This is a genomic window from Neobacillus canaveralius, assembly GCF_047237705.1.
GTDB lineage: Bacteria > Bacillota > Bacilli > Bacillales > Cytobacillaceae > Neobacillus > Neobacillus niacini_K.
Window position 1 is genome coordinate 4599693 of sequence record NZ_JBDFLL010000001.1, and the last position, 22242, is coordinate 4621934.

Here is a 22242-nt window from a genome sequence, read left to right on the forward strand (position 1 = left end):
ATGAACGAGCCTCCTTTATCCTACTCGTTCATTTATATGCTTGTACTATTTTGAATAGAACGTTAACTATTACTGTTCTATCACTATTAATCCCTTGGGAGATTCTCTAATTCTTCCTCAGATTCTTTGGTACTTTTTTCAGCTTCTTTTGCTTCCAATTCTAGCTTTTCTTCTGTCGTTTTTAAATCCACAATAAGAAAATCTTCCTTGCGTAAGGCAGCACCTTCTTTAATATTTTGCTTAACCACATAACCGCCGCCTGTAGAATTTAGTTTCATACCTGAAATCTTCGCGACCTTCATTACGTCTCTTAGCGACCATCCTGTCATATCCGGTGCCGCCAATTTCCCATCCGTTTTAATAATTATTTTCTCACCAGGAAGGACGTCCGTATCTGCTGCAGGAAGCTGCCCCGTGACTTTTTCTCCTTTTCCTAACACAACTACTTGTAGACCTGATTCCTCAAGTTGTTTAACTGATTTTGTTACACTTTGACCAACTAAATCGGCTAGTTTCGCAGTTGAGGCTTTTTCTTGCTGTGAAGGCTGAATATTTAAATACTGTAAACTATTTTTCATAACAGGATTAAAAACCATTGATACAGGTATCGACCCCATAGAATAGTGTTCGATTTCAGGTTGTTGGACAGCGACATAAACAATTAACTTCGGATCATCCTTTGGTGCCATACCTAAGAATGAAAAAATATAATCTTCTTGGCCATCTAAATAACCGCCCTTTGGATCAGGAATACTTGCTGTTCCTGTTTTCCCAGCAACACTATAGCCATCAATTTGATATCGAGTCCCCGTACCTGTTTCTTTATTTGTAACGACCGTTTCAAGAATATCACGGACCTCCTTGGCGGTTTCAGCGGAAATAGGTGTGGAAACAACCTCAGGTGTCACATCTTTGATTACTTCACCAGTGTCGTGATTGACAATTTTATCAATCACTTGCGGCTTCATCATTTTCCCATTGTTAGCAATCGCGGTCATCGCTTGAATTTGCTGAATGGGTGTAATGGCAGTCCCCTGTCCATATGCGGTCGTTGCTTTTTCAACTGGCCAAGTATATTGGATTTTTCCTGTCGTTTCAGCAGGCAAGTCAATCCCCGTTGGATTATCAAAACCAAATTTAGTCAAATATTCTCTGAACTTATCAAATCCTAAGAGTTCATTTGCTATTTTTGCAAAGGCAACATTCGAAGAGCGCTGAACTCCTTCAAGATATGTGATTGTTCCCCAGCCAGATCTCTTATGATCATGTATCGGCTTATCTTTTGAGGTTACTTGATAAGACCCAGACTGGAACAGATCATTCGGGTTAAATTTCTTTTCTTCAATTGCCGCAGAAAGCGTAAAGATCTTCATCGTTGAACCAGGCTCAAAGGAAGTTTCAATTGCTTCATTATGCCAGCTCTGATCTATACCTTCCTTCGTTTTAGGGTGAAAAGAGGGCCTCTGTCCCATGGCTAAGATATCGCCTGTTTTGGGATCAGCTACAATGGCAATGATTTTTTTGGGATTGTATTCCTCTACTACTTTGTTCATGGCGTCTTCCAAAAAGGTTTGAATCTTTTGGTCGATGGTTAAATAGACATCATTTCCGTTCTGTGCAGGAGAAACCTTCTGTTCACCATTTGGAAGCAAATATCCCCATAAATCACTTTCGTAATTAATTTTACCGTCCTTACCTGTCAGTTCATCATTCAGAGTCTTTTCAATCCCCATCATTCCAACATAATTATAGGTTCCATCCTCTTCTTCAACTCTGTCTGCATACCCAATCAGGTGCGAAGCAAAAATTCCATTTGGATAAAACCTTTTCGAATCACGTTTAAAGGTTATCCCTGGAAGCTTTAAGGCTTCAATTTCTTTTTTTGTTTGGTGGGAAATATCTCTACCCGCTTTGCCAAATTCCACTTGGAACTGATCTTTGGTTAAAATACTATAAATCTCGGACTCTTCCATATCAATAATATTAGCTAATTCCCTTGCTGTTTTTTCTGGGTCAGTCACATGATTAGGTTTTTTTGGATTGGTTGTCATCTTTTTATCCAAAACCGCAATTAACGTGTAAGAAGTTGTATCCTCGGAAATGACTACCTCATTACGATCATAAATCACACCTCTTGCTGCTTCCAAGTTACCCGTTCTGCTGTATTTTTGCTCAGCTTTTGCAGCAAGTGGCTGTGATCCGACCTCTCCAGTAAATTGAATGGTAAAGTATCTAAAAAGTAATATAAAAAAGAGCAGACCGAATAATCCAAACAATCCGGCTGCCCCCACATTCATATATGGTTGTTTCTTGTTCATTTATCGTGCACAACCTTGACGTTATTCTCGTTTTTTACTAGCCCCATTTGTGTTGCTTTTTCCAAAATCCGCTCGTAAGTACTTAACTCACTTACTTGTACCTGCAGATCACTATTAACCTTCTCAAGCTCACTAACAGAGGTTTGGACCTCCTGAATCTCCTTATTCACCTGGTAAATTTCCGCTTGATTCGAGATGAGATGGACGGCACCGAAACAAACCAACCCTGTAAATACCACTCCGATTATTTTCTCCCCAGGTGTAAGCCAGTGCTTTTTTGTTTTTACAATACTTTGTTCCTGTACTGTCCGTTCTACTTGCTGTTGTTGCTGAAATTTCCTGGCAAGACTACTCATTCTTTCCCCTCCACATCGTTATTTTATTAATTCTGTTTAGAGTTTTTCCGCTATACGCAATTTTGCAGATCGGGCACGATTATTATGTTCTAATTCTTCTTCAGAAGGAAGAATAGGTTTTCTGGTAATCAGTTTTAAAATTGGTTTGAATTCTTCAGGAATTATAGGTAGACCATGCGGTAAATCTGGTATTTCACTTGCCTTTTTCAGAGCAGCCTTACAAATCCGGTCTTCTAAAGAATGGAATGTAATAACACTGATTCTTCCTTCTGGATTCAGGATATCAATTGCTTTTTGCAACGACTTTTCGAATACGGCTAATTCATCATTAACAGCAATTCTAACAGCCTGAAAAATCCTCTTAGCTGGATGTCCGCCCTTTCTTCGTGCAGGGGCAGGTATCCCTTCCTTAATAAGTTCAACCAACTCAAAGGTGGTTTCAATTGGCTTAATTTCTCTTTTAGCCTCTATTTTTCGGGCAATTTGCTTAGAGAATTTCTCTTCTCCATAGCGAAAAAAGATTCTAACTAAATCCTCGTAAGACCAATGGTTAATAACATCATAGGCTGAAATATCAGCATCATTGTCCATTCTCATGTCAAGTGGTGCGTCGTGATGATAACTGAAACCTCTTTCCGGAGTGTCTAATTGGGGAGAGGAAACACCAAGGTCATATAGCACCCCGTCAACTTTTTCAATCCCAAGCTGTTCAAGCTCTTCCTTAAGGTATAAGAAATTGCTCTTGATTATTGTTAGCTGCTCACCGTAAACGGACAATTTCTCTTTTGCATTGGCAATAGCTACTTCGTCTTGATCGAAGGCAAACAATTTCCCATTATCAGTAAGTTTTGACAGTATCAGGGAACTGTGTCCAGCCCCACCTAATGTACAATCAACATAAATGCCGTCTGGTTTAATATTCAATCCATTAACAGCTTCATCTAGTAACACAGTTGTATGTTCAAACATCATTATCACCTTTTCCAATCGAACGATATAAAACGGAGTTATAATAGAATAACTTGTCCATTATATATCAAAACCAATCATATTTTCTGCAATTTCGGCAAAAGATTCTTCAGACTCTAAGAAATAGTCTTCCCAAATTTGTTTGCTCCAAATTTCAATTCGATTGGATACTCCTAAAACTACACATTCTTTTTCTAGTTTTGCATACTGAAGTAATGGTGCTGGAATATTTATTCTTCCTTGTTTATCGAGTTCACTCTCTGTTGCACCGGAAAAGAAAAATCGGGTAAATGCACGGGCGTCTTTTTTTGTCAGGGGGAGGCCTTTAAGTTTTTCTTCTATAAGCGTCCACTCTGATAATGGGTAACCAAACAGACATTGATCCAAACCGCGTGTGATGATAAACATTTCTCCAAGCTCTTCGCGGAATTTAGAAGGCACAATCATCCGGCCCTTATTATCAATGCTATGATGGTATTCACCCATAAACATACCCGGTACCCCCACTTTCTATTTAAAATGTACCACATTCCCCCACTTTCCTCCACCTATTTTTTAATTATTCTTTTCTTATATCCTTAAATCCTTTTTTATCAGTAAATTTCTATAAAAAAAAATAGACCTTCACCCCGGTGAAGTTCCTCAAAAAAAAAGAAACTTCACCTGGGGTGAAGTTTCTTTATAGTTTTATTACTTTGTGCTTTCCATCAAATACAAACTCAAGTTCCATTATTTCTTTAATAAAACTTGTTCCATACAGATTTAAATAATAGAAAATGTTCCAAACTCGCTCTTGCGGAAATCCATCAGGCCGTAATGATAAATCGATACGATTAAACTTACTTATAATTACATCGAACTTTGATTTTACAGATTCCTCCAGCTTCGTCTCCATAAATCCAATCTGTTTTAATAAATAGGTTTCATTTTTCTTTACAAGCGGCAGCAGACTTCTATCAAGTTGGTCGGTTTTCATCTCAATCAGTTCATACTGCTTTAATAGCTGGGATTTCAGGGTGGAAAATAGCTCAGATACTTCTATATCCTTAATTGACTCTAGATATTGGTCTTTTTCCTCTCCCGTTCCCCTGCTCAACACCTGGAATAGTTCTAAGTTTAGCTCATGGATATCACTTTCAACCGCTCTCTCCACCAAGGTTATGTTTAACCTTGGAACAATAGGAGGCAGTTTTATTTTAAAATGCTCAAAAACAAGCTTTAATTCAGCCCAATAAGAGATTTCTCCAGGTCCAGCAATAAATGCCAGTGTTGGGAATAGCCACTCTTGCATTAATGGCCGCGTCACCACATTATTACTAAGTTTTGCTGGGTCCTGATAGGCGATTTCGATTAGTTCTTCCTTTGTAAAGGAAACAACTCCACTTTTCCCCACAAAAGTATTACTTTCTGAATCAAATTCAAGCAAAATTCGTTCATTTGATTTTGGATTGTAATAAAACAAGTTTGCCGCTTTTTCATTTGAATCGATTGTGATCGGATATTCCATTTTACCTATAATACTTTGCTGTTCAAGTAAATGATTGGTAATTTCTCTGTGTTGCTCAATTTGTTGAACAAATTGCTCTGTTTGCAAGAGACGAAAATTGCGATTACCTGAATCGACAATTAACAAGCCATAATCCTTAAAGAGCTCCATTACAATGTTAGCAAAGAAATCAACAAACGTTGAGGAATTGCGCAATGCCTTTTCTGCAAAGTTGATTAGCTCCTTGGTATGATTGGTCTCACCGAAGTTTTCAATTACATTAATGACCCATTGTCTGCAAACGTCTTTGTTAAGGGCGATATCTGAGACCATTTTCTTCTGTTTAACCTTTTCAGGGTATGACCATTTGTCTACTCTATGGTTACCCGTCATAAACACATGATTTACTTCATGGAAATCATGGTCTTCCCCAGCTATCCAGAATACAGGAATGACAGGTACACCAAGTTGCCTCTCTTTTTCCTCTGCTAATTTAATAATGGAGATGATCTTATGTATCGAATAAAGAGGTCCCGTAAGGATACCTGCTTGTTGACCGCCAATAACCACTACACTATTCAATTGTTTTAGTTTTGCAAGTGAATTTTCCACTGCTTCTGATGATGGAAAACGTTCCATAAATTTCTCTATGTGACCAGCTACTTTTTCGCGAGGAAAGTGTCGATTGCTTAATTCGTCTAACCTCTTCTGATCTTCGGCAAAGTCATTAAACCGATAATGGAAAAAAGGCAGAATATCAGAGGATTGTTCTAGATAATTAGAAGCAAATCGATTCGTAGCTGACAATGAGAGATTTAAAATCTCCATTTAAGTACTTCCTTTCTAATCAACCATATTCATTCCATATGAGTATAGCATTATCCACCCTAATAAAAAAAATCTTTGCTTAAGAAAATGTAAAAGTTAATGCACTTCGCAGTATGCCAAATACAGTTAGGGATATATAGGCTAAAAAGAAGATAAGAAAATTAAATCGCCAAAACCCTTTAAAAACCTTAGTAAATATAATTTCTCCTTTTATCTTCCAATGTATTACGACAAATATCATTGCAATCACAAGTAAAATTAGCAAAATTAGACCAAAAAACGATTTACCCCAAATGGTTATTAACAAAAAATGGACAGCCACTATAAAGAGAATCGTTGAGTAATCCAACGCTTTATGAAATGACCTTCGAGTGTTTTTTGTTATCAGCTTATTCAATACATAAATGATAAAAAAACCGAGAAGAGGTACGGTTAAGAAAATGGTAATAATTGATGAGATAAATGAATTCAATTAACTCCCCTCCGATCCTTTTCTTTCCCTTTAATTAAATAATAGTAGCTTTCAATGTTAGTTGCGGTTTTTCGTTGAACCTGAGCCTCCTCTATTAAAAAGCCTAGTATTGCGTCAATTTCGGTCCTTCTTCCTTCCTCCAGGTCTTTCAACATAGATGAGCGGTTATGGCCAGTTTTTTTACAAATTCGGAGGACATCTCTAAATCTTTTAATAGGGTCTTCTAGGTTTAGAATAAAAGAGATTTCTAGAAATAGTTTTTTCACAGCAGCAAAATAAAAAGTGTTGGTAATTAATTCACCATTTTTGATTTGAAGGATGGCAGTTAAAGGATTAATGACTGCATTTGCAATTAATTTATTTATCAACATATTATAAAAATCATCTTTCAAGGTAATTGGGAAATCAATTGCTGCGCAAAGCTCACCAAACTCCTTTATTATTTCAATACCACCTTTAAAAGGAGCAACATTAATAGCCCCTTTCCCATTGTGAGAAACACTGTATGTATTAATTTTACTGGCCCCATGCTCAATGGATCCAACAAAAATATTAGTCGCAGGAATATTTTTAAGTAATTTCAAATGACTCATGCCATTTTGTAAAAATAATAGGTTATGAGGTATACACTCCAAACTCGTTATCTGATGAATAATAGAATGAAGTTGGTATTGTTTTACAGCTATGATAGTTAATTCTTCTAAACCAGTCCATTTTGAAACGGGAAGGGCATGGATACTAACTCTGCTGTGTGTAGCGCCATCTTGCAGGTATATACCGTTTTTATTAATCATTTCTGCCTGTTCGCTTGTTTTGGTATAAAGCGTGACAGAAAAAGCCTTGCTTAAATTTGCTGCAAATAATAATCCAATAGAACCAGCCCCAATAATGCCAATTTTCACGATACCCACCCATTTATTGTCTTTTTTATATTATATTTTATCAGATGCTGCGCCCAGTGTGTATGATTGTCCTTAAAAAGAAATAAAACGCTTTCCAAGGGATATATAAAGAATTTTTTGTATCTTTGTTATATAATGATATTAATTCATTTCTTAGGGGGAGCTTAAATGGTGTTGAAAGTTGAAAAATTAAAAATTAATTTTAAAACATTAGAAGAATTTAAAAAATTTAAAGAATATGGCATTCAAGAACTCTCCATGATTGAAGATTTAGAAGCAAATATGATTGATAATGATATCGACTCTCCTTTTTATGGAATCTATTTTGGAGACAAACTAGTAGCTCGAATGAGTCTATATCAAATTGACGCTAAGTTTGACAGGTATTTCTATCCTTCACAAAATTATCTAGAATTATGGAAACTTGAGGTATTACCTGATTATCAAGGTAAGGGCTATGGGAAACAACTTGTAGAGTTCGCTAAAAGCTTCGGCCTACCAATTAAAACAAACCCAAGAGTACAATCAAGAAGTTTTTGGGAGCACATGAGCTTTACAAATGTTGAATACGATATGGAGCGTGACCGTGGTGAGAATCCACTCGTATGGTATCCTGAAGGTGTAGAAGCACAGCATAATGAATAACGCAAAAAGCGGACATAATGTCCGCTTTTACTATTTTTCCACTCTTTCAAGATTTCCGTTTTTATCCATCTGGAATTTTACTTTTTGCTGTCGATCTTCTTCTTGTAAGACGACCATTTTTCTAGCTCTTTCCATAATTTCAATTAACGAGCGATAGTCCTCTTCAATAGCTTTTAAATTTTTTGCTAATCTTTCATTTTCAGCTGCAAGCGAATAAGATTTCTTTTCAAGTTCTTTAATTTTTTTGATGGACTTTTCTTTTGCTTCTTCGATGCTTGAAGCAGCTGCTGCTTGCTTTTGTAGACTTTCTAGGAAGTGAACAACTGCTTGAAATGTTATACCTTCACTCCTAGCTTCACCTGAGGATGGAGTTTCTTCAGCTACAACCTCTTTTGTTATCTCCTTATCCGTCGGAATACTTTGTTTTTTTAATTCCTTCCTCTGTTTTTTAGCCAGTTCAATTCCTGATTTATACTGCTTCCTAACAAATGAGTTCCAACGAAACCCGCATGCAGCAGAAGTACGAGAAAGCTGTTTTCCAACTTCCTCAAATGCTTGAAGCTGTGTCCCACCTTCGCGAATATGTCTTAACACAACTTCAGCAAGCAATAAATCTTCATCTTGGGACCATGCATCTTGGCGAGTTGGTGACATAAGTCAAATCCCTCCTAGTGTTTTTATTCATACATATGCATCTACTAGAAAAGATAGACTGATAACAGATTGTCTTAAAACTTATTTCTGCATTTTTTTACTAATAAAATTTTGGACATACTCATGATGTGACTCACTTTCCCATAGGACACTACAATTTCTTACTTCTTTTTCTATTCTTTCTCTCAGCTTGTTTTCTTCCCATTTTAAAATCCACATCATTTTATATGATTCTAAGACCTTTAAATCAACCGCTAAAAGCTTCTCCATAAAGGTCTCGCACGCACTAATGTAATTATTCGAATAAACTTGATCGATAAAGCCCGCTTCTTTTAAATATTCAGCAGTTTGGATTTCAGCTTCCATTAAAAGCATCATACTGCGTGCCGCTGGTAGTTTTTCTGATAATATCGTTCCCCCGCCCCAACCAGTGGTGATAGCTTGTTTACCTTGTACAAATCCAGCTCTTATTCCTTCTCTCGCTAAACGAAAATCACAAGCAGCAGCCAGCTCACACCCGCCACCAACGGCTGTACCATTTAATAGAGCAATCGTTGGCTTTGTTAGTGTCGCCAGTGAATAAAGAATGTGGGACATTTTTGAAAGCATTCCATATGCTTCTTCCTTTGTCTGGAGTTGGTGAAAAACAGATAAATCTCCCCCTGAACAAAAAGCCTGATCACCTTCCCCGGTAATGACAAGCGCCTTAATAGTTGGATCATTCATTAAAGAGATAGCCTCTGTTAGCCCCTGCATGACATCATAATTAACGGCATTTCTTTTTTCGCTTCTAGTGATTGTAAATAATAAATAACCCTTTTCACGTTTCTCAATGGAAAACGACAACCAAGTGTCCCCCTTACCCTGAATAGATGTGAATATGTAATATTACTTGAAAACGACAAAAGCACAAGGGCATACTGCTCCTTGTGCTTTTTATCCTAACGGAAATTAGTCGTTAACAACGTCTTTTCCCTTGTATGTTCCGCAAGCTTTACATACGCGGTGTGAAAGTTTCATTTCACCACAGTTTGGGCAGCTTACCATACCAGGTACGTTTAATTTAAAATGTGTACGACGTTTTCTTTTTACAGTTTTAGAAGTCCTTCTAAAAGGTACAGCCATTCTTCCCACCTCCTTAAAGAGTATTAAGAAAGTAATGAAGGCCAGGAATGCTGGTTCTTCACTTTGCTTCTTGTTTTCTAGATTATGATTCGGAAGAAGAATTGTTTTTGTCAAAAAACTTTGCAAGACTTGCTAGTCTTGGATCAATCTTCTTGGATTGATCTTGATCATGAACAACTTCCCAGTCCTTACCGGATTGTGGTGCAGCATCTTCATGATTAACATCCTCACAGAATACCTGCATTGGAACTTCTAGTAAAAGGATTTCTCTAATGACTGGCATTAAATCAATTACTTCCCCTTTTACTTGATATACTTCCTCTTCAGTTTCATATTCTGAACCTTGTAAGAGAAAAGTTTCAGTTGTGTCGACATTAATCGGAAGTTTTACATCCACTAAAGTACGAGAACAAGGCAGGATTAAATAACCTTCTATTTTCAAATGAAATGTTACTTTTGTTGAATCAATGTCACCCCGACCTGTAATATGCATCGGAGATACTTCACGAATCGATGGATCCGTTTCAATAATTTCATCAACTCTAATCGTATCATCAATCAGAAAATCCTTGTTTCGATATTTTTGTAATTGGCTTAATGTCCATTTCAATTGAATCACCCCAAGGCAACAAAGGTAATTATAGCCTTCGATTAAATTTTTGTCAATGTTTTTTCTTTACACCTAAAATGCGATTTTTCATTTTACTATTTTTCTAAAAATAACCTCTTCATATTAGTTTACCCAGTTAAATCAAATTACAGTCCCAACTGCTCAATATCGTAGCCAATTATCTTATTATGGCAATTTTTGCTATAATACGATTACCATAATAATTACGATGATTTCAAACTAATAAGGAGAACTTTAATGATGAAAGCTGTTGGTGTAATTGTCGAATATAACCCTTTTCATAATGGTCATGCCTATCATCTTCAGGCTGCAAAGGATTTAGCACAAGCTGATTTAGCAATAGCCGTTATGAGTGGGAATTTCCTTCAACGTGGTGAGCCTGCTCTTATTTCTAAATGGTATCGTACAAAGATGGCTCTGCTAAATGGCGTTGATATTGTCCTAGAACTCCCTTATCGTTTTGCAACACAAAAGGCAGAAACATTCGCAAATGGTGCTGTTTCCATTTTAGATGCGATTGGCTGCCATTCACTTTGCTTTGGCAGCGAAAGCGGCGATATATCATCCTTCGTCGAAACGGTTGATTATTTGGATACACATAAAGAGCATTTTGATGAAAAGATTAAAATGAATATAAAATCAGGTGTTAGTTACCCTAAAGCATTATCGTTGTCTTTTCAATCATTGTCAAGCCCTGAAAATATTTTAAATTTAGATAAACCGAATAATATTCTTGGTTTTCATTATGTGAAATCTATAATGCAGCAAAAAAATTCAATCCTTCCTCTCACGGTAAAAAGAAAAAATGCGGATTACCATGACGAGCATTTTGCCACAGAGACCATCGCTAGTGCCACAAGCATAAGGAAAGCATTGTTTGCCGGTAAAAAAGGAAATAGCTCGATTGAACAATATGTCCCAGATGCCACGAGCACCCTTTTGAAAGAATACTTAGCTGTATACGGACAATTCCACGAATGGGAAAATTACTGGGGCTATTTACGCTTTCGCTTGTTGCATATGAATCCTGAAGAATTAAGAGAAGTTTATGAGGTTGAAGAAGGAATCGAGCATCGTTTATTAACAGCGGCACTAGATTCCACTACTTTCAAGGGATTTATGCAAAAGATAAAAACGAAACGCTACACTTGGACAAGGCTTCAAAGAATTTGTGTTCATATCTTAACCAATACAAAAAAGACTGATATGAAAAGCATGTCAGAGACACCTTCTTATTTACGGCTGTTGGGAATGACAAAGAATGGAAAAGATTACTTGAATAAGTATAAATCTCAATTTTCTCTACCACTCGTTTCTAAACTATCTGCATATAAGGAAAATGAAATCTTATTAGATATTAGGGCTTCAAGAGTTTATTCCTTCGGGATTGGGAACCAAACTAGGGATCACTTATTACATCAGGAATATAAACAACCACCTATTTATATAGAATAAGAAAATGGTGCCACGGAGGCACCATTTTCTTATTTCATTGGTAACTTTTGCAAATAATTAATAGCGTCATCTATAACATCCACCGGAACAATCTCCATTTTTGAATCAATCTCCTGGGCTGTCTTCACTGCTAGTTTGTAATTGGAATCCTTGCTGCCTTTTTCATTCGGGGCAAAGAAAATCTCTGCTCCTGCCTTGTCTGCAGCCACTATTTTTTGATCAATTCCTCCAATTGGTCCAACACTTCCTTCTGGGTCGATTGTTCCCGTTCCAGCAATTTTGTACCCTTTCGTAAAGTCCTCCTCCATTAATTGATCATAGATTTCCAGAGAAAACATTAATCCGGCAGAAGGTCCACCGATTTCATCAGTCTTAACCGTAACTTTAGGATTAACGATAATTTCCTTATCATCAACTAAAGAAATCCCGATGCCAATCTTCTTTGGATCATCCTTAAACGGCTCAACACTTACTTTGACTGTTTTTGTTTTATCTTCCCTGGTAATGGTTAATTCTACTTGATCGCCTGCCTTTTTTTTACCCACATACTCGATAAAACTTTCAGAGGAGGGAAAATCTTGTCCATCTACCTGAGTGATTCGATCACCAGAAAGTAATTTTCCATTTGCGGGCATGTCAGGGACTACCTGAACAACGTATACCCCTTTGTATAGGTATTCAACAGGGTATCCTGCTTTTTTATATGCCACTTCAATGGCATTTAACTTGGAACCTGCCATCATATGCAGCTGTCTCGCGTTATACTCATCTTGTGTTTCCGTTTCGTGTAGTATAGCTTCCACTGGGTAGAGTTCAACATAATCAAAGAGTTTAGCTTCAACATAAGAATAAATATTTGCTCTTCCCATCCTCACTGTTGTCAGCATAAAGCTTCCCTTTCCCTCGGTACCATCTGCAACTTGTATAATGGGTGCTAATTCTTTAGCTATACCTGGTTTCGAAACATAATAAGGTAATGAAAAAAAGATCCCTGCAATCATCATCAATGCAATAACAATGGAAGACCCTATAAATATTTTGCTTCTCAAAAGCCCTGCCCCTTCCATTCCTTTATAACCTTTTTTATTAAATCTAAATGTTTCTTACCTTCTTCTTCTCCTAGCGCGATAATTTCTTCAATATTCGTAAATGCACGGGAGCTATATACCTCAACAGGCGGTCGAATCATGATATCCGAAGCAATCTCACGATAACTAATAATTTCAGTTTGCATGATATCTATACTTTGCATAATTACGTCGTATATAGAAGTGATTTCAGCGTTCCTCTTCACTCTAGATACGTCAACCGCAATTACAATATCCGCTCCCATTTCTTTCACCACCGATACTGGAACCCTATCTGACACACCGCCATCCACTAAGATTCTCCCATTATATTTTTCAGGTACAAAAATTCCTGGTATCGCTATACTCGCTCTGACAGCTTCAGCAACAGGTCCTTGTTTAAATACAACTTTCTCACCTGTAAGTAAATCGGTTGCAACGATTCCTATTGGGATAGATAATTCTTCGATATTTTTACCATGGGTAAACACTCTAATGAATTCCTTTACTCGTTTCCCGGCAATAAACCCCATTTTTGGAACGGTAAAATCTAAAAAATACTTCCGTTTAAATGCAGTTGATAATTTATATAAACGATCCAGGTCAATCCCTGCCCCATAGAAACTGCCAACAAGTGCTCCCATACTGCTTCCTGCAATTAAATCTATGGGAATTCCTGCATCCTTCAAGACTTTAATAACCCCTAAATGAGCAAAACCCCGTGCTCCGCCGGAACCAAGCGCTAATCCTACTTTAGGACGCTCCATATCTGTTCCCTCCCTTTTCATAAGCTGTAAAAGCTTTATGACGCTATACAATTTGGTAGGAGAAATCTCGTTCAATCTTATGGTCTAAATTAGCGTTCTATGAGTATATTTGTGTTATATGGGGACAAGGCCGAATTTATAAAGAGTTAGTAATCCTTATTTTAACATTTTTTATTTATACAGTATAACAAAACCCTCGGAAAGGAGGATACTCATTGTTTAACTCAAAATTAAAAACAATCTTTCTATCTATAGCTGTGATTATTTTAGCTGGTTCCATGATCGCTTTTCCGAAGGAATCTTTTGAAGCATCTCTCCGTGGACTTACGATGTGGTGGGAAATAGTTTTTCCATCTTTACTGCCGTTTTTTATCGTTTCAGAAATGCTAATTGGTTTCGGCGTAGTTAAGTTTATTGGAGTGTTATTAGAGCCGCTCATGAGACCCCTTTTCCGAGTTCCAGGGGTTGGAGGATTTGTTTGGGCAATGGGAATGGCTTCTGGATTTCCTGCAGGGGCTAAGCTGTCCGCAAGACTCCGTCAGGAAGGTCAGCTGTCACAAATTGAAGCAGAAAGGCTTGCTTCCTTCACTAATTCCTCTAACCCATTATTTATCTTCGGTGCTGTAGCCGTTGGTTTTTTCCATAACCCGCAATTAGGAGTCATTTTAGCATTAGCCCATTATTTGGGGAATATTTGTGTTGGGCTAATGATGCGGTTTTATGGGAATGAAACCCCAGATAAGAAAAAGGACAAGGAAAATAAATTTATTCTAATGTCAGCCTTTTCTGCATTGCATCAAACTAGAATGGAAGACAAGCGGCCAATCGGCAAACTTCTTGGTGACGCTGTAAATTCTTCTATTCAAACTTTGTTAATGGTTGGAGGATTCATTATTTTATTTTCAGTAATCAACAAGCTGCTGTTTCATCTACATATTACGGCTGCGCTTGCAAGAGGTTTTGATATTCTATTTTCCACCCTTTCACTCCCTGATATGCTCAGCATTCCATTTATTTCAGGTTTATTTGAAATTACGCTTGGGAGCGACTTAACAAGCCGCGTTGGAGACGCCACTTTGCTTCAGCAAGCGATTGTTACGAGCTTTATCTTAGGATTTAGCGGGTTTAGTGTTCAAGCCCAGGTTGCAAGTATTTTGGCACAGACTGACATCCGATTTAAACCCTTCTTTTTTGCAAGAATCGCCCAGGGGCTATTTGCGAGTCTTTTTGCTTTACTATTATGGAAACCAATTTATGTTCGGTTTTATCAAACAGAAGAACCATCTAATGCGATCCCTGTTAACGTTTTTGGTGAAGGTACATGGCCGCAAATTTTTTTTCATAAATTAACAGAAGCTGGTCCACTGATAACGATTATTTCACTGATGATATATGTATTGTTACTATATAATCAATTACGTAAAAGTTATTAGCATAAAAAAAAGCCTTGGCAGCAAGGCTTTTTTACTTTCATCGATTAAATTTCTTGTTTAATGCTTCTTCTACAATTGGTGGTACGAGCTCTGAAATATTTCCATTGTACTTTGATACTTCTTTAACAATACTAGAGCTTAAGAATGAGTATTGACTGTTGGTCATGATAAAGAAGGTTTCAATCTCGTCATTGAGCACTCTGTTCATGGATGTTATTTGCATTTCATATTCAAAATCTGAGACGGCACGTAAGCCGCGAATGATAGCATTTGCCTTAACTGACTTCGCATAATCGACTAGAAGTCCAGAATGTTCATCCACCGTCACATTTGGAAGATCCTTTGTCACTTCTTTTATAAGTTTTATCCGCTCCTCGACACTAAATAGCGGATTCTTTGATGAATTGTTCATAACACTTACATAGACCTTATCAAATACCTTTGCACCTCTTCTGATGATATCTAAATGTCCATACGTGATTGGATCGAAACTCCCAGGACAAACGGCAATACTAGCCACAAAAGACTCCTCCTTATTCCTCACTAAATCGCGAATAAATTGTAATCGCAATAATTCCATATTTCTCTTGCTTATACCGTGAAAATCCCCCTGCTCTCTCTGGCAGTACAACATCATGACTATGTTCGCAGATAATGAAACCGCCGTTTGTTACTAGCCTATGTTCTGATATTTTTTCTACTAAACTGACCAGCTGCTGCTTTTTATAAGGCGGATCTAAAAATATGTAATCAAAATGAATCTCCCTTTTTATTAGGGCTTTTAATGCTCTGTCAGCGTCATTCCGATAAACTTCTGCCTTATCCTCCATCTTGCAGTTTTGGATATTCTCATGAATCGTTTGAATTGCTTTTGCCTCTCGATCGACAAAAATAACTTTATCTAAACCTCTGCTTAAGGCTTCCAGCCCTAACCCGCCGCTGCCAGCAAAAAGATCCAAACCTGATCCACCGTCAAAATAGGGTCCAATCATATTAAATAAAGCTTCTTTTACTTTATCCGTTGTCGGTCTCGTTGTATTTCCGGGAACAGCTTTTAATGGTCTTCCTTTACAAATACCTGAAACAACTCTCAATAGTTATCACCACAATTTTCCCAGTATTCTATTTTTAAGAATATCCTAACATAATTGCATAAACTAGCCAACTTGTTCGATTATTTCAGAAAAATTATTTTAAATACGTATAAGCTAGTTAGATGTGGAGATAATGTAACTAACAACATCAATTCGAGGATGTTGTTGCCAACCGCGGAGAAGACTTACGTTTCCCCATAAGTTCTTCCTCCGGTTTCTCCTCTCCCTTTGCCTTCTATCCTTTATGAGGATGTAGAAGGACCCTGCAGATTTATATCTGCAGGGTTTTTTTCTTTTCGTTGAAGTATTATATCCAAAAATATGATAAAGTATGGGAATGAATTCTTAAACAAAGGAGAGTTATCTGTGATACAACGCTTTATTGAATTAGGTGAGGGTTATTCAGATTTATATGAGCTGCTTGAACTAGCTAAGTCCAATCAGCACCGGCTTCTCCATATGATGGCATTCCACACTATAAAGAATGAAAAGCAGGTGACTTCTTTAGCAGTCGTGTTACAGCTCACAGATCCTGGTAAATTCCAAGCGCTTTATATCTGCCGTGAGGGAATCCCGAATCCAAACTTCACACCAAATAAAAGATATGATTTATTTCAACAGACTGCAGAGGAACTTGGCAAGCAGATTATTCAACTATCTGTTAAACCTTCTTCCATCTTCCATGAAAAAGAACTATACTACCAGCACCTAATCGCAATTTTAAGATTAAATCATTATATTAAGCCTCTCCATTGACAAAAGCGGAAGCGCCTATCGGCACTTCCGCTTTTTTATTATATACCCATCTTATAATCATATTCTTTTGCTTTATCTGGTGCTGCATTTTCAAATTCCATCTTTAAGAAAGGTTTATATGACGGTTCTACTTTCTTAACAAATGAAAAGGAATTTATTTTTTCCATAATCACTTCAAGTTCATCTTGATTACAATAAAGTACAACATATTTTAATTTTTTTGAAACGTAATGAACATTCCCAAAACGTCTTAACATCTTAGCTTGCTTTAAGGAATAGAGCCAAATAACCAATCCTTGTCTTTGTACGAACATACTTGTTTTCCCCTTCAATAAACCATCATTTTAATAAGTCTAGCATAGTAAAACACTCTTTTTCAATTCAAACTTTTCTGACGATGTCTAAAATAAACGAAAACACCAAAGGATAATGGTGATTCATATGGATTTAGAGCCTATTTGGCAACTGTTTATTCTAAAACTCACTCTAAATAAGGGTGTTAAGAGTGCCTATTGGAGAAAAGTAGCAGGAATTCCGTTTTTATACATCAGCATTGCCCCCGAATTATCTCAGCTAACTCTTGAGGCGATCATAAAAAAATGTTCTGTAGCCGCAATAAAAAGTAACCGATTGCACAGCGAAACCATATTTGTTCGACAGGATGGTGTGCTTTTTGTGTATCGTCACCGGTTTTATGTACCTCAAGAAAAAATGTTCTGCTGCGGAAACCTATGTATCGATTGTACACGGTTAAAAAGATAGAAAAATCGGCTTAATGTAAATTAAGCCGATTACCTTAGGCGGAACAACTGCAGCTCCCTCCGCCGCCACAGCCTGAACCATGAGAACCTGTATCGAAAAATGGATTTCCAGAAGGCACTTTTATGTGTTTGGAAACAGCACCGCCAACGAACATACTAATTTCATCGAGCAGACTTTGCAGGTCATTTTCCGCTAATTTAAACTCAGCAACATGTGGATCTAAATCCATATCCCGTTTGTTTTCGCGAATTTGGCTCATCACCCTTTTGTAGTCTGGGTGGTATTTACCAAAGCGCTGTACCTCTTCATAAAGCTCTTTAAGATTTACAAATCGGCGTATTTTTTCTTGTGTTTCCTTATTGTTCTGCATTTTATATAGGCAAATTTGATATTGTTCAACAATATCCGATTCTAATACCATTTGTGCTAATTGCTCTGCATATTCTAAAAGTTCTATTCTATCTGATGTAGCAAGCATGTACGCCCACACCTCCACTCACATTTTAACATGAATGTATGTAGAAAGTGAAATAAACTGTCACTTAGGGATATTTACCAAGAATTCCTGCGTGACTCCGTACGGTACGTTTTTTAAGTCAACAACTTCAAGCTTAACACTATGTTCCCCTGGGGGTAGACCCTTAATAATAAAGGCAGCTGTGTTTACTTCTTTCGTTCTTTTACCATCCAGCCAAATTACTAACTTCCCTACTTTTCGGTCATTTTGCTCGGATTGCCGAAAACTGATTCCAGATAAGACACACTCTACAAATACATTATTACCTTTGGTTCTGGATTGAACATGTAATGACGGAGTTTTTTCTGAATACTCACTAACCTTTGCTAAGACAGTTGACTCCTGGAACCCTGAAAGGATACCTACAAAAAATATAGAGAGAAGCGTTATTTCTATGTACCTTTTCAAAATCATCACTCCTTTTTACTGTATTGTTCGCCTCCTTTATTTTTTTTACTCTAAACTCTGTTTTTCCATTAAAAAAGACCACATTGCATGTGGTCTATCTTCAACTCTGGTCCTTCATTGACTGCAGCATATAAAACATCATCGATGCCATTTGTACATTATTTGTGAATTTTTCCACTTGGTGAGGAATTGTTTTTTTATAGTAATGAAGCGAGGCAATTTCTAATGTCTGCAAATCATAGGGATTCCTTGAAAGCTTTCGGTACCAAAGCGGCTGTTCGCGTATGAATTTCTTTAGGTCTTTTTGACGATTTAAATATTCAAGTACATCTCTTCTCATGAAAAATGTTCCCTTCTATTAGTCTTTACGAAATGAAAACGGATGTTTGTGTTCGATTTTTTGGTTGACCTGCTTTGGCTGACTGCCTTGAAATTGAGATATTACCCCTTGTATCGCCCCTAACGCCTGACTTAAGCTATTGATATAATGCTGAATTTGATTAGGATCCATTTTCTGCACGGTCCCTAGGATTGTTGAAATCCAGTCTGTTTTTTTATCATCATCCTTTTCAGGATTAGGGCTTGGTTTAACTCCAATAGTTTCCCAGCGATTATCCTCTTCTCCGAGCAGATACCAATCCTCATATAATTCCTGCCAGGTGGAATTTCCATTTCGTACTTCCATAATTAAAGCCGGGTTATTTTTCACAAACTCTTTAAATTTTATCACGGAAGGATGTAAATTTTTTTGCATATATCTTCACTCCTGCCCAAATCAATGCCTATTATACGATATGTTTTAAATCCAAAATGGTGAAAATCCACTTACTGTGAAAATTGTTTTTTTGTGGTAAGATGTCTTCAGAACTAGAAACGAGAGAGGGATTCCGGATGAAAGACAGGTTACAGCAATTATTAGGCATTTGTATTGAAAAAGGGTCAGAAGAGGATTTAGGTGCCCTTGCACACTTATTAGAGGGTTTTGAAAAGTCGATTGATAAAAAGTACATGCAGTATATTGATGGACTGCTTCAGTTTGAGAGAAAAATAGACAGCGAAAAGAAAACGTGTGAAATCATAGTACCATTAAATAGTCTTTGGAATAATTCATTAGGCATTGTACACGGCGGAATCACTGCTACCATACTTGATACAGCCATGGGGACAGCAATAAATGCCATCCTTCCAGAAGGGTATGGAGCTGTGACGAATCAATTAAATATTCATTACATCGCCCCTGGGTTAGGAGATACCCTCCGCTGTAAAGCAGAAATCATCCATCATGGAACCAAGACAGTTGTGATTTCAGGAGAGGCTTTCCGTACAGATGGTAAGAAAATAGCTCATGCAACAGGAACATTTTTTATCATTGAAAAATAGGTGGAAGAAGGTACAAAATGGTTACCGCGGTTGTAGTCCCGATAATTTGTCTTTATTTCTATTGGATAACTAGAAAAGAGATGAAATTAAATGATAGTAAATGGCTGGCAGCAGCTGAAGTAAAAAAAGAAGCTGCCCTAACTGGTGAAATTAGAAGTATTAACCGAGAGAAACAACGATTTTATTATCATCGCTATATACTGGTATATGAATTAACACTGCATACAGAAACGAAATTAATAAAAGCAAAAAAAATAATCCCTCTTACAAACAATATTGAACTCGACACCTTTTCAATTGGCGAAGTAATACGAATATATGGCTCCTGGGAAGGAAACCATTTCCACTTTAATGAATATGAAATTGTAAATAAAGATTAAAGATAAAAAGGTGACAAATTGTCACCTTTTTACCTTTATTGGCTATTGTTCATAATTTTTTCGGATAAAGTTTTGTGTATAATATTTTTGATAGACTCCAACACCTAGATGGGTAAATTCATCGTTTAATAAGGACTCACGGTGCCCTTTACTATTTAACCAGCCTTCTGCTACTGCAGGTCCATCCGGGTAATTAGCGGCAATATTTTCACCAGCAGATTTATACGCAACGTTTGCAGCCTCTAATCTATCGGAAAGACTGCCAAATTTCTTAGAAGTATGGGAAAAGTCGTTGCTATCTGACATATCCTTACTGTGGCTATAGGCGACTTCTGAGGTTTCTTGATCCCATTCTAGCGACTTTACATTATGCCTTAGTCGCATAACATTGGTTATATCAAGTATTTCCTTCTCTGTCCCTTCTTCAATCAATCGCCATACATCTTCCGTTGGCTCTGCTACTTCAATTAATTCCCCTGTATATCCTAATTCATAAGGTCGTTGTTTAATTAAAGTTTCATCATTCAAAAATCGGACACTGGAGAGACTTCCAGTAAATTTATCAATATATAATTGGACGAAAACATCACCCAATTTAATTAATGGACGAAGATTTAAATCTGTATCATTCAATTCAAAACGATATGAGTTCCCCTTATATTCTATATCTATATTTGTATCAATAGACTGTGTATTAAAGATTTCCTCAATTGACTGTCCAATTTTAAAGGGAGAAACATCCACACTCTCTCCTATTGCATATACTGTCACTACTTTATTATTTTCTACCCCAACCTGTACATATTGTGAGTAGTCAATATTATATATATACCATTGGTAACCATACAAGGATTCATCTATTCTTTGCGGTTCACCTAATATACCTTTTAAGTAAGCAAGATCTTGACCAAGAAGTAAGCCCATACCACTTGTTGGACGTTCAGCAGTTGTTTTCTCTTTGGCACCGTTTTCCTGATTTTGATATAATGATTCATTTATTTCTAACGTCTGATCATCAGTTATTAAAGCTTCATTATCGTCATTTTCATTTACACTTGCATAGAAACCAATAGTCACGAAAATTGACGCTAGGATGAGAATTCTGAAGAGAGTACGCAGATGTATTCACCCTCTCTATTACTTTTCTTTTTTAATTATATCACCATTATCTTTGTTAGTAATAGAGAATATTACACTTATCAGAAAAATAATATTTATGTAAAAAAAACAGATACATCAATAGATGCATCTGTTCTTCGTTCCTTAATGTTGTACTCCATTATAATTTTGTTCTGATATTTCACTTAGTGCTTCTTTTGCTTGGTCATCGGTCAATTTTCTTATCGCGAAATCTCCTAAAGAAACAATTCCAACTAATTTGTCTCCTTCTACTACAGGAAGTCGGCGGATTTGATGTTCTGCCATTAAGTTTGCTGCTTCTTTCGTTGACGCATCAGCAGAGATTGTTATTAGTTTGTCACTCATGATGTCCTCAACTTTAGTTGAACCAGGATGTTTTTCAGCAACCCCTCTTATAACGATGTCACGGTCTGTAATCATTCCCACAAGTTTATCCTTATCAACAATAGGAATGGCTCCAACATTTAATTCTTTCATTTTTACGGCAACTTCAAAAACATTATCCAATAAGGTACAACACTCTACTTGATCTGTCATAATATCACGAATCTTTTCCAATTCTTCGCCCCCAATTGAAGATAAATTATTCTTAACATTTACTTATGTTTACCAGAAGGCAATAATTTATTCGATGATGTATTCATTGCAAGTTTAAACATTTTCAACTATTATTAAATTGAATTAATTTGCTATCCTG

28 protein-coding genes are annotated in these 22242 nt (G+C 36.8%); 6 read left to right on the forward strand and 22 right to left on the reverse strand.

All coding sequences use genetic code 11. From position 1 onward, the window contains the following. Nucleotides 1-86: 86 nt before the first annotated feature. The 7 genes from ABC255_RS22410 to ABC255_RS22440 form a co-directional block, all read right to left on the reverse strand. Nucleotides 87-2318: a penicillin-binding protein gene (locus ABC255_RS22410; protein ID WP_412996987.1), complete on the reverse strand. Its 2232-nt coding sequence runs from the start codon at nt 2316-2318 to the stop codon at nt 87-89. Next, nucleotides 2315-2674 (reverse strand): cell division protein FtsL, encoded by a 360-nt coding sequence (gene ftsL, locus ABC255_RS22415; RefSeq protein ID WP_335532879.1) that lies wholly within the window; start codon nt 2672-2674, stop codon nt 2315-2317. The genes ABC255_RS22410 and ftsL overlap by 4 nt, the downstream gene beginning before the upstream one ends. A 36-nt stretch (nt 2675-2710) precedes the next feature. Next, nucleotides 2711-3643: a 16S rRNA (cytosine(1402)-N(4))-methyltransferase RsmH gene (gene rsmH / locus ABC255_RS22420; RefSeq protein ID WP_412998616.1), complete on the reverse strand. Its 933-nt coding sequence runs from the start codon at nt 3641-3643 to the stop codon at nt 2711-2713. Nucleotides 3644-3703: 60 nt separating this feature from the next. Further along, nucleotides 3704-4135, reverse strand: a complete 432-nt coding sequence (gene mraZ / locus ABC255_RS22425) for a division/cell wall cluster transcriptional repressor MraZ (RefSeq protein WP_335532880.1) — start codon at nt 4133-4135, stop codon at nt 3704-3706. Between the two features lie 187 nt (nt 4136-4322). Continuing rightward, nucleotides 4323-5957 carry a bacillithiol biosynthesis cysteine-adding enzyme BshC gene (bshC, locus tag ABC255_RS22430; protein ID WP_412996988.1) on the reverse strand — a complete coding sequence of 545 codons (1635 nt, stop codon included), beginning with the start codon at nt 5955-5957 and terminating at the stop codon, nt 4323-4325. Nucleotides 5958-6036: 79 nt separating this feature from the next. Further along, nucleotides 6037-6429 carry a DUF3397 domain-containing protein gene (locus tag ABC255_RS22435; protein WP_412996989.1) on the reverse strand — a complete coding sequence of 131 codons (393 nt, stop codon included), beginning with the start codon at nt 6427-6429 and terminating at the stop codon, nt 6037-6039. Then, nucleotides 6426-7331, reverse strand: a complete 906-nt coding sequence (locus ABC255_RS22440; protein ID WP_412996990.1) for a 2-dehydropantoate 2-reductase — start codon at nt 7329-7331, stop codon at nt 6426-6428. Before ABC255_RS22440 ends, ABC255_RS22435 begins: the two co-directional genes overlap by 4 nt. 168 nt (nt 7332-7499) lie before the next feature. Here ABC255_RS22440 and ABC255_RS22445 point away from each other — a divergent pair, with 168 nt between their 5' ends. After that, nucleotides 7500-7976, forward strand: coding sequence for an N-acetyltransferase (locus ABC255_RS22445; protein ID WP_412996992.1), 477 nt, complete (start codon nt 7500-7502; stop codon nt 7974-7976). 30 nt (nt 7977-8006) lie between these two features. Here the strand turns inward: ABC255_RS22445 and ABC255_RS22450 are convergent, their stop codons facing one another. The 4 genes from ABC255_RS22450 to ABC255_RS22465 form a co-directional block, all read right to left on the reverse strand. Next, entirely contained in the window at nt 8007-8630 is a 624-nt protein-coding gene (locus tag ABC255_RS22450) for an RsfA family transcriptional regulator (protein ID WP_335533398.1), read from the reverse strand. Between the two features lie 81 nt (nt 8631-8711). After that, the gene (locus tag ABC255_RS22455; RefSeq protein WP_412996993.1) at nt 8712-9476 is read right to left on the reverse strand and encodes an enoyl-CoA hydratase/isomerase family protein; all 765 of its coding nucleotides are present in this window, start codon (nt 9474-9476) and stop codon (nt 8712-8714) included. Nucleotides 9477-9581: 105 nt separating this feature from the next. Further along, nucleotides 9582-9755, reverse strand: coding sequence for a 50S ribosomal protein L32 (gene rpmF, locus ABC255_RS22460; protein ID WP_063251584.1), 174 nt, complete (start codon nt 9753-9755; stop codon nt 9582-9584). An 82-nt stretch (nt 9756-9837) separates the two neighbouring features. Then, entirely contained in the window at nt 9838-10365 is a 528-nt protein-coding gene (locus ABC255_RS22465; RefSeq protein ID WP_335533395.1) for a YceD family protein, read from the reverse strand. 258 nt (nt 10366-10623) lie between these two features. On the opposite strand from ABC255_RS22465, the gene ABC255_RS22470 reads away from it, so the two are divergent. Next, nucleotides 10624-11841 (forward strand): nucleotidyltransferase, encoded by a 1218-nt coding sequence (locus ABC255_RS22470; protein ID WP_412996994.1) that lies wholly within the window; start codon nt 10624-10626, stop codon nt 11839-11841. Nucleotides 11842-11870: 29 nt separating this feature from the next. Here ABC255_RS22470 and ABC255_RS22475 read toward each other — a convergent pair whose 3' ends face one another. Further along, entirely contained in the window at nt 11871-12890 is a 1020-nt protein-coding gene (locus ABC255_RS22475) for a SepM family pheromone-processing serine protease (protein WP_412996995.1), read from the reverse strand. Further along, nucleotides 12887-13675, reverse strand: a complete 789-nt coding sequence (locus tag ABC255_RS22480) for a patatin-like phospholipase family protein (protein WP_412996996.1) — start codon at nt 13673-13675, stop codon at nt 12887-12889. Before ABC255_RS22480 ends, ABC255_RS22475 begins: the two co-directional genes overlap by 4 nt. A gap of 215 nt (nt 13676-13890) precedes the next feature. On the opposite strand from ABC255_RS22480, the gene ylbJ reads away from it, so the two are divergent. Then, on the forward strand, nt 13891-15108 hold the full coding sequence (gene ylbJ / locus ABC255_RS22485) for a sporulation integral membrane protein YlbJ (RefSeq protein ID WP_412996998.1): 1218 nt from the start codon (nt 13891-13893) through the stop codon (nt 15106-15108). A gap of 37 nt (nt 15109-15145) precedes the next feature. On the opposite strand, the gene coaD is transcribed toward ylbJ, so the two are convergent. Both coaD and rsmD read right to left on the reverse strand, forming a co-directional pair. Then, nucleotides 15146-15628 carry a pantetheine-phosphate adenylyltransferase gene (gene coaD, locus ABC255_RS22490; RefSeq protein WP_179597371.1) on the reverse strand — a complete coding sequence of 161 codons (483 nt, stop codon included), beginning with the start codon at nt 15626-15628 and terminating at the stop codon, nt 15146-15148. Nucleotides 15629-15641: 13 nt separating this feature from the next. Continuing rightward, a complete protein-coding gene (gene rsmD / locus ABC255_RS22495; protein ID WP_412997000.1) occupies nt 15642-16202 on the reverse strand; it encodes a 16S rRNA (guanine(966)-N(2))-methyltransferase RsmD in 561 nt (186 codons plus the stop codon). A 366-nt stretch (nt 16203-16568) separates the two neighbouring features. Here rsmD and ABC255_RS22500 point away from each other — a divergent pair, with 366 nt between their 5' ends. Continuing rightward, nucleotides 16569-16958: a DUF7147 family protein gene (locus ABC255_RS22500; protein WP_335533383.1), complete on the forward strand. Its 390-nt coding sequence runs from the start codon at nt 16569-16571 to the stop codon at nt 16956-16958. A 38-nt stretch (nt 16959-16996) separates the two neighbouring features. Here the strand turns inward: ABC255_RS22500 and ABC255_RS22505 are convergent, their stop codons facing one another. The 5 genes from ABC255_RS22505 to ABC255_RS22525 form a co-directional block, all read right to left on the reverse strand. After that, nucleotides 16997-17272, reverse strand: coding sequence for a YlbG family protein (locus ABC255_RS22505; protein ID WP_045515404.1), 276 nt, complete (start codon nt 17270-17272; stop codon nt 16997-16999). A 482-nt stretch (nt 17273-17754) separates the two neighbouring features. Continuing rightward, complete coding sequence (locus ABC255_RS22510; protein ID WP_412997002.1) at nt 17755-18198, reverse strand: YlbF/YmcA family competence regulator; 444 nt, start codon at nt 18196-18198, stop codon at nt 17755-17757. Between the two features lie 60 nt (nt 18199-18258). Beyond that, nucleotides 18259-18645, reverse strand: coding sequence for a hypothetical protein (locus ABC255_RS22515; protein WP_412997003.1), 387 nt, complete (start codon nt 18643-18645; stop codon nt 18259-18261). Between the two features lie 100 nt (nt 18646-18745). Then, a complete protein-coding gene (locus tag ABC255_RS22520; protein WP_335533378.1) occupies nt 18746-18985 on the reverse strand; it encodes a YlbE-like family protein in 240 nt (79 codons plus the stop codon). Nucleotides 18986-19003: 18 nt separating this feature from the next. After that, nucleotides 19004-19399 carry a YlbD family protein gene (locus ABC255_RS22525; protein WP_412997005.1) on the reverse strand — a complete coding sequence of 132 codons (396 nt, stop codon included), beginning with the start codon at nt 19397-19399 and terminating at the stop codon, nt 19004-19006. Between the two features lie 137 nt (nt 19400-19536). Between ABC255_RS22525 and ABC255_RS22530 the strand changes: the two genes are divergently transcribed. Both ABC255_RS22530 and ABC255_RS22535 read left to right on the forward strand, forming a co-directional pair. Further along, nucleotides 19537-20025 (forward strand): PaaI family thioesterase, encoded by a 489-nt coding sequence (locus tag ABC255_RS22530; RefSeq protein ID WP_412997006.1) that lies wholly within the window; start codon nt 19537-19539, stop codon nt 20023-20025. Between the two features lie 17 nt (nt 20026-20042). Continuing rightward, nucleotides 20043-20405: a hypothetical protein gene (locus ABC255_RS22535; RefSeq protein WP_412997008.1), complete on the forward strand. Its 363-nt coding sequence runs from the start codon at nt 20043-20045 to the stop codon at nt 20403-20405. A 42-nt stretch (nt 20406-20447) separates the two neighbouring features. Here ABC255_RS22535 and ABC255_RS22540 read toward each other — a convergent pair whose 3' ends face one another. Continuing rightward, nucleotides 20448-21482 (reverse strand): CAP domain-containing protein, encoded by a 1035-nt coding sequence (locus ABC255_RS22540; protein ID WP_412997009.1) that lies wholly within the window; start codon nt 21480-21482, stop codon nt 20448-20450. Nucleotides 21483-21668: 186 nt separating this feature from the next. Further along, nucleotides 21669-22103 (reverse strand): CBS domain-containing protein, encoded by a 435-nt coding sequence (locus ABC255_RS22545; protein WP_412997010.1) that lies wholly within the window; start codon nt 22101-22103, stop codon nt 21669-21671. Nucleotides 22104-22242: the final 139 nt, after the last annotated feature.